This is a genomic window from Streptomyces laculatispora (genome assembly GCF_017353455.1).
Taxonomy (GTDB): Bacteria; Actinomycetota; Actinomycetes; order Streptomycetales; family Streptomycetaceae; genus Streptomyces; species Streptomyces laculatispora.
This window is the reverse complement of the sequence record NZ_JAFMPZ010000364.1, coordinates 1-7172: the sequence shown is the minus strand read 5'-3', so window position 1 is coordinate 7172 and position 7172 is coordinate 1. Positions and strand designations below refer to the sequence as shown.

4 protein-coding genes are annotated in these 7172 nt (G+C 71.9%); 2 read left to right on the top strand and 2 right to left on the bottom strand.

Going from position 1 to position 7172, the window contains the following annotated elements:
• Nucleotides 1-119: 119 nt before the first annotated feature.
• Nucleotides 120-2609: a type IV secretory system conjugative DNA transfer family protein gene (locus J1C73_RS19165; RefSeq protein ID WP_207317483.1), complete on the bottom strand. Its 2490-nt coding sequence runs from the start codon at nucleotides 2607-2609 to the stop codon at nucleotides 120-122.
• A 245-nt stretch (nucleotides 2610-2854) separates the two neighbouring features.
• On the opposite strand from J1C73_RS19165, the gene gabT reads away from it, so the two are divergent.
• Nucleotides 2855-4195: a 4-aminobutyrate--2-oxoglutarate transaminase gene (gabT, locus tag J1C73_RS19160; RefSeq protein WP_207317482.1), complete on the top strand. Its 1341-nt coding sequence runs from the start codon at nucleotides 2855-2857 to the stop codon at nucleotides 4193-4195.
• Nucleotides 4196-4389: 194 nt separating this feature from the next.
• A complete protein-coding gene (locus tag J1C73_RS19155; protein WP_242644393.1) occupies nucleotides 4390-5205 on the top strand; it encodes a phosphatase PAP2 family protein in 816 nt (271 codons plus the stop codon).
• On the opposite strand, the gene J1C73_RS19150 is transcribed toward J1C73_RS19155, so the two are convergent.
• Nucleotides 5156-6985 (bottom strand): chitinase, encoded by a 1830-nt coding sequence (locus tag J1C73_RS19150; RefSeq protein ID WP_207317480.1) that lies wholly within the window; start codon nucleotides 6983-6985, stop codon nucleotides 5156-5158. The two genes, J1C73_RS19155 and J1C73_RS19150, sit on opposite strands and share 50 nt — an antisense overlap.
• Between the last annotated feature and the right edge of the window lie 187 nt (nucleotides 6986-7172).

Here is a 7172-nt window from a genome sequence, read left to right as displayed (position 1 = left end):
TTGGGAGGGGGGCTTCGATTGTGCCGTCACGTATGAACGGCTTCCATCGATTCTGCCAGGGCGGCAGGGTTCCCGTAACCGCTCTCAGCCCTCCCGTACCGCTGCTCCCACGTAACCCGTCAGCCTCCCAGTTCCACCAGGAGCGGGGGTGCGTGCTCGCCGTCGACCGTGGTCAGGGAGAGCACCGCGTGACCGGCCGCCAATTCGTAGGCCAGCCCCGAGGCGGACCAGCGCTCCCGCTCGACCTGGCGCACGGTCACGGCGTCCGTGGTCACGGCCTTGCCGGTAGCGAGCTTCCGCAGGGCGTGCAGGGCCCGGGTGAGCGGCTGGTCGGCGAAGACACCGTGCTGGGCGACCTCCCGGACCTCCACCCATTCCTTGCCCCATGCCTCGGCGAAGCGTTTGCCGTCCCAGGTGGAGACGCCGGAGAAGGCCATGTTGCAGCCGACCGAGCCGAGCAGGGCGGTGTGCAGCGCCTCGGGCACGTCGTCCAGGGTCCGGAGCGCGAGGACCGCCCCCGCGTTGACGGAGCGCAGCCGCCGGATGCCCCGGACGGTTTCGGCGGTGACGGTGTGGGTGGCGTCGTCCAGGACCAGGCAGACGAACAGCGAACGGTCGGAGCGGGCCGCGGTGATCGCGTTGAACTGGGCGAGGACGAGGCGGGCCAGTACATGGGAGGCCTCGGCGTGAGCCCGCTCCGGCAGATCGATGCGGACCCGCAGCGGGTGCTGTTCCAGGGACCGCAGCGAGAACGGCCGGGCGCCGTCACCGGTGGAGAAGAATCCGGCGAAGGCCGGCCGGTCGAGCACGGCGATCCGGTCGGCGAGCACGGCCGCCGGGTCTCCCGCACCGCCCGTCTGCCGGGCCCGGGCGTCCAGCTCGCGCAGCATCGCGCGATGGCCGCCCGCCTCCAGGGCCTGGCGCAGGGCGGTCAGCGCGGTGACGGAGCCCTCCAGGAGTTCACGGAGTTCGGGTACGCCGGGGAATCTGCCGTGGACGGTGCGGTAGGGGCCGAGAAGCTGGCCGAGAACGGTGCCCGCACGCCTGCTGTCCAGGCCCGGGATGTCGCCGACCAGCCCCTCCGCGAGGGCGGTCGCGGCCTCGTCGGGGTCGGTGGTGCCGCCGTAGAGGTCGAAGTCGTGCACGGATGCGGGGTCACCGATCCTGACGACGACGTCGTAGGCGTCGTCCGGCCCCAGCTGGGCACCCGCCCCGCCGACGGCGAGCACCGCCGCCTGGCCGGTGAGCGCCCTGATGGCGAGGGATTCGATGACCGGGCGGACCACCCCGACGGTCTTCCCCGAGCCGGGTGGCCCCACCGCCAGGAGCGAGGTTCCCAGCGACGCGGGCTCCAGGGCCAGGCCCGAACCGCGGCGCGGATAGGGGTTGCGCGGGTCGTCCGCGCAGCCGCCGATCCGGACCTGGCCCGTGAGCGGGTCGTGCGGGGCGGTACGCAGCGGCAGGTCGCGGTGGCCCGAGGGGTGCAGGTAGGCGCCCGCACCCTTGCGGAGCACGGTTTCGGTGAAGGATTCGAGGCGGTCGGGGCGGGTCCGGGCGACGGCCCAGGCGTGGCGCAGCCGTACGCAGTCCACATCGTTCATCCGGCCGGTGTGCACGGCCGCCGTGAGCGCCTCCGCGGCGTCCACCCGGCCTGCGGCCCGCAGCTCGGGCCAGTCCGCCGGGGCCGGACCGGGCTGCGCGGATGCCGTCCCGGGCAGGCCGGGAGCGGTCCGGGGCTGCTGCGGCGCCTGCTTCCGGAGGCGCCCCAGGAGGGGGCCGAGCTCCACCGACCACTGGCCGATTCTGGCGAAGGGCCACACGATCGCGGTGCCGATCAGCGCGTAGAGCACGATCGAGACGAACAGCGCCGCGTACTGGTTGCCGCCCCCCTGCATCAAGCCGGTGGGCACCGCGGGCAGGAGTACGTCCGCGAGCGGCACCCGCCGGGTCCATACGAGCCATACGGTGAGCAGCGCGCCGGCCGCCGAGGTCACGAACCTGGCCCGGTCCAGGTGTGGGCCCGCGAAGTAGCGGAAGAGGCGTGCCCAGCCGCCGATCCGGGCTGCCCAGAAGCCCAGGGCGAGCACGAGGACCTGGTAGTAGAGCGTGGTGGAGTTGACCACCAGCGCGGGCGCGTCGTCCCGGAGGCCGCCGAACGACCACCACTGGGGCCCGGTGATGATCTCGATCGGCTTGAACACATACGGAACGGCGCGCTCGGTGAGCAGCAGCCACAGCAGGAGCCACAGGACCAGCGTCGCGGCGGGCCCCACCAGGGAGGGGCGCGGCGGCCGCTCGGCGGGCCGTGGCACGTAGGCGTAACGCCACACGCCCGGATCACTGTCGGGGCGCGGCGCGTTCAGCCAGTCGGCCGTCGGCGGTCCCGTACCGGCGGCCCGGTCCCGGCCGGGCGGAGTCGCGGGCCGGCCGGGCGGAGCCGCAGTCGGAACCATGGCGGAGGGCGCCACCGCGGGCGGCGGCACCGTCGGAGGGAACGCCGGCGGGGCCGTGGGCGGCGGGCCGGCCGGGTGCGGCACGGCGCTTCCCGGCCCGTCGGGCGGCTGCGCACCCCGCGTGCCCCGGGCGCCGTACGTGCCTTCGTTGTCCATGAACCGTTGCCCCCTGACCAGCCAGGTCCGACCGCTGCACGGCCAATCTAGTGCGCGGACACGGTGAGTTCAGCAAGGCGCCCGGATAGGGACGGGGAAGGGGCCGCCCCGCCACTGTCACGCCTTCTGTCCGTCACGGACAAGGACACGCCTCTCATCACTCCCGATCGGAGCATGCCTGACGACCGCCCCCACCCCTAGCCTGCAGAAAGAAAAGCGTCCGAAACACCCCCCAGGAGCCCCGCATGACCGCTATTCCGCAGGAGCGCCGCGTCGTCACCGCCATTCCCGGCCCGAAGTCGGCGGAGCTGCAGGCCCGCCGCCTCGCGACGGTCGCCGCCGGTGTGGGCTCCACGCTGCCGGTGTTCACCGCCCGTGCCGGTGGCGGGATCATCGAGGACGTGGACGGCAACCGGCTGATCGACTTCGGCTCCGGTATCGCCGTGACGTCGGTGGGCGCCTCCGCCGAGGCCGTGGTGCGGCGCGCGTCCGCGCAGCTCGCCGACTTCACCCACACCTGTTTCATGGTCACTCCGTACGAGGGCTACGTCGAGGTCTGTGAGCAGCTCGCCGAGCTGACGCCGGGCGACCACGCGAAGAAGTCGGCGCTGTTCAACTCGGGCGCCGAGGCCGTCGAGAACGCGGTGAAGATCGCCCGTGCGTACACCAAGCGCACCGCCGTCGTCGTCTTCGACCACGGCTACCACGGCCGGACCAACCTCACGATGGCGCTGACGGCGAAGAACATGCCGTACAAGCAGGGCTTCGGCCCGTTCGCGCCCGAGGTCCACCGGGTGCCGGTGGCGTACGGCTACCGCTGGCCGACCGGTGCCGAGAACGCCGGTGCGGAGGCCTCCGCCCAGGCCATCGACCAGATCACCAAGCAGATCGGCGCGGACAACGTCGCCGCGATCATCATCGAGCCGGTGCTCGGCGAGGGCGGGTTCATCGAGCCGGCCAAGGGCTTCCTCCCGGCGATCGCGCAGTTCGCCAAGGACAACGGCATCGTCTTCGTCGCCGACGAGATCCAGTCCGGCTTCTGCCGCACCGGCCAGTGGTTCGCCTGCGAGGACGAGGGCATCGTCCCCGACCTGATCACCACCGCCAAGGGCATCGCGGGCGGCCTCCCGCTCTCCGCGGTCACCGGCCGCGCCGAGATCATGGACGCCGCGCACTCCGGCGGCCTCGGCGGCACCTACGGCGGGAACCCGGTCGCCTGCGCCGGGGCCCTCGGCGCCATCGAGACGATGCGCGAGCTGGACCTGAACGGGAAGGCGAAGCGCATCGAGGAGGTCATGAAGGGCCGGCTCGCGCAGATGCAGGCGAAGCTGCCGAACGGTGACCTCATCGGTGACATCCGGGGCCGCGGCGCGATGATCGCGATCGAGCTGGTGAAGTCCGGCACCAAGGACCCCAACCCGGAGGCGGCCGGGCAGCTCGCCAAGGCCTGCCACGCCGAGGGTGTGCTGGTGCTCACCTGCGGCACGTACGGCAACGTCCTGCGCTTCCTGCCACCGCTGGTGATCGGCGAGGACCTGCTGAACGAGGGCCTCGACGTGATCGAGCAGGCCTTCGCCACCGTCTGAGGCCCACTGGGTTCCGGAGCGGCCCGGAGCGGTCCCGGAGCGGCAGCGGTCCGCGGTCCCGGAGCGGCGCGCGGCGTTTTCTCCGGGGATGACCGGCGCCCGCGTGAGGGCCTGTGAAGAAGGTGTGCGGGGGCGATGGCGGGATACCGTTCCCGCTGTCGGTCCCCCCATCGCCTGACGTACGGTTTCCGCAGATGAGAGAAACACCCCGCCCGCAGGGGACTGCGGGCGATACCGGGTCGGAGCTCCCCCAGCGCCGTCCTGGTCGTGCCTTCGCGCACACCACTGGAGCCCCGGGCTCCGGAACTCCTCACCGATCGGATGGCCGCCCGCCCCACACCCCCCGGGGCGCGCGGCACACCGGTCCGACCGTCCGTCCCGGAACAACCCCCCCTGTTCCGGGACGGACGGCTCTTCTCATTTCCGTGGTGTCGGTCCTGCCGGTCCTGTTCGCGCTCACCACCTGGCAGATCGCGGCCGACGGCCCGCTGCGCGGCCTCGACGAGCGCACCGGCCGGGCCCTCGTCGGTCACGGCCCGGCCCGGCTCACCGAATTCCTCGCCGACCTCGGCAGTACGCAGGTCGCGCTTCCGGTGCTGGGCTGCGCGATCGTCTGGTCACTGGTGCGCGGCGCACGCCGGGAACCGTTCACCGCCGCGCTCACCATGGCCGCGGTGCCGCTGCTCGTCGCCCCGCTCAAGGACTGGATCGCCCGCCCCGGGCCGCTGACCGACGCCACCGGCTACTACCCGTCGGGCCATGCGGCGACCGCCGCGGTGGCGTACGGGGCCGCGGCGCTGCTGCTCGCCCCGTATGTGAGGCGCCCATGGATGATGCCCGTCGCCGCCGTCCTGCTGACGGCGGCGACGGGCATCGGTCTGGTGCTGCGCGGCTATCACTGGCCGCTGGACGTGCTGGGCAGCTGGTTCCTGTGCGGGCTGCTGCTCCTCCCGCCGGTGCTCAGCCGCCGAAGTAGGCGTCGAAGTTCTTCGAGAACGCCCACTGGTTGAAGCGGTCCCAGTTGATCGACCAGGTCATCAGTCCGCGGAGTCCCGACCAGGTGCCGTGAGTGGCGTACGAGCCGCAGTCGGTCTTCTTCGTCAGGCAGTTCAACGCCTTGGTGACCTCGGCGGGCGAGGTGTGGCCGTTGCCCGCCTGCGTGGAGGCCGGCAGGCCGATCGAGACCTGGTCGGGGCGCAGGCCGGGGAAGACCTTGGTCTGGTCGCCCGCCACCGGGAAGCCGGTCAGCAGCATGTCGGTCATCGCGATATGGAAGTCGGCGCCGCCCATCGAGTGGTACTGGTTGTCCAGACCCATGATGGAGCCCGAGTTGTAGTCCTGGACGTGCAGCAGGGTGAGGTCGTCGCGCAGGGCGTGGATCACCGGGAGGTAGGCCCCGGCGCGCGGGTCCTGGCCGCCCCACGGGCCCGAGCCGTAGTACTGGTAGCCGAGCTGCACGAAGAAGGTCTCGGGGGCCATGGTGAGGACGAACTTGTCGCCGTACTTGGCCTTGAGGGTCTTCACCGCGGAGATCAGGTTGCCGATGACCGGCGTGGTGGGGCTGCGGAAGTCGGTGTCGCCGGTGTTCAGCGAGAGCGAGTGGCCCTCGAAGTCGATGTCCAGTCCGTCCAGACCGTACTCGTCGATGATCTTGCTGACCGAGGAGACGAAGGTGTCACGGGCGGCGGTGGTGGCGAGCTGCACCTGTCCGTTCTGGCCGCCGATGGAGATCAGCACCTTCTTGCCCGCGGCCTGCTTGGCCTTGATGGCCGCCTTGAACTCGGCCGCCGACTCGACGTTCGGGCACTCGGCGACCGGGCAGAGCGAGAAGCGGATGTCGCCCGAGGTGACGGAGGTCGGCTCACCGAAGGCCAGGTCGATGACGTCCCAGGAGTCGGGCACGTCCGCCATCCGGGTGTAGCCGGAGCCGTTGGCGAAGCTGGAGTGCAGATAGCCGACGAGGGCGTGGGCCGGCAGGTCCGTGCCGCCGCCTCCCCCGCTGCCGCCGGTCTTGGTGGTGGCGGGCACCGCGGCGGACTTGGCGGACTCGCCCGCCGAGTTGGTGGCGGTGACCTGGAAGCTGTACGCGGTCGAGGCCGCGAGGCCCGTCACGGTCGCCGAGGTACCGGTGGCGGAGAGGACCTTCGTACCGCCCTGGTAGACGTTGTAGCCGGTGGCGCCCGCGGAAGCCGTCCAGGACAGCGGGACCGAGGACGCGGTGGCCGTGCCGACCTTGAGGCCCGCGGGTACCGCCGGGAGTGCGACCGGATCACCGCCGGGGCCGACGAGGGTGAGGTCGTCGGCGTAGTAGGCGGGGATGCCGTACCAGCCGTGCGTGTAGACGCTCACCGAGGTGGTGGAAGCACCGGTCTTGAACGTGGTGGTGAGCTGCTTCCAGGCCCCGGCGGACTGCGTCCAGGTGGACACGTCGGTCGTGCCGGTGCCCTCGGCGCCCAGGTAGACGTAACTGCCCTGCACCCAGGTGCTCAGCGTGTACGTGGAGCCGGGCTTGACCGTCACGGTCTGGGAGCACTTGGCGTAGTCGCTGCCGGCCGGGGTCGCCTTCAGCGCCGAGGTGCCGCCGTGCACGGGGGTGCTGACGGCGGCTCCACTGCCGCCCGAACAGCTCCAGCCGTCCAGGCCGGCCTCGAAGTTTCCGTTGCGCGCCAGATCGGCGTCGGCCGCCGCGGCGCTCGGCGCCGAGGCTGCCAGGCCGCCGGCGGCCAGCAGGGCCGCCGTGAATGCGGCCAGAAGTCCGGTAATGCGGGCGGGGGGTCCCGTGCGTTCCACAACGGCCTCCGTGCAGGGGGAATTGAGTGTGGCGCGCACAACATGGTCCAGACCAATCCGGTTGTCAAGACCTCTGGCACCCGTCCGCCTCATCAATGTCCCCCGCAGCGGCCGCTCCCGCGGCCTCGTGCATCGCGAGTTCCAGCAGCGTGGGGTCGGTGAGTGTGCCCGATCCGTCGGGCGGGAT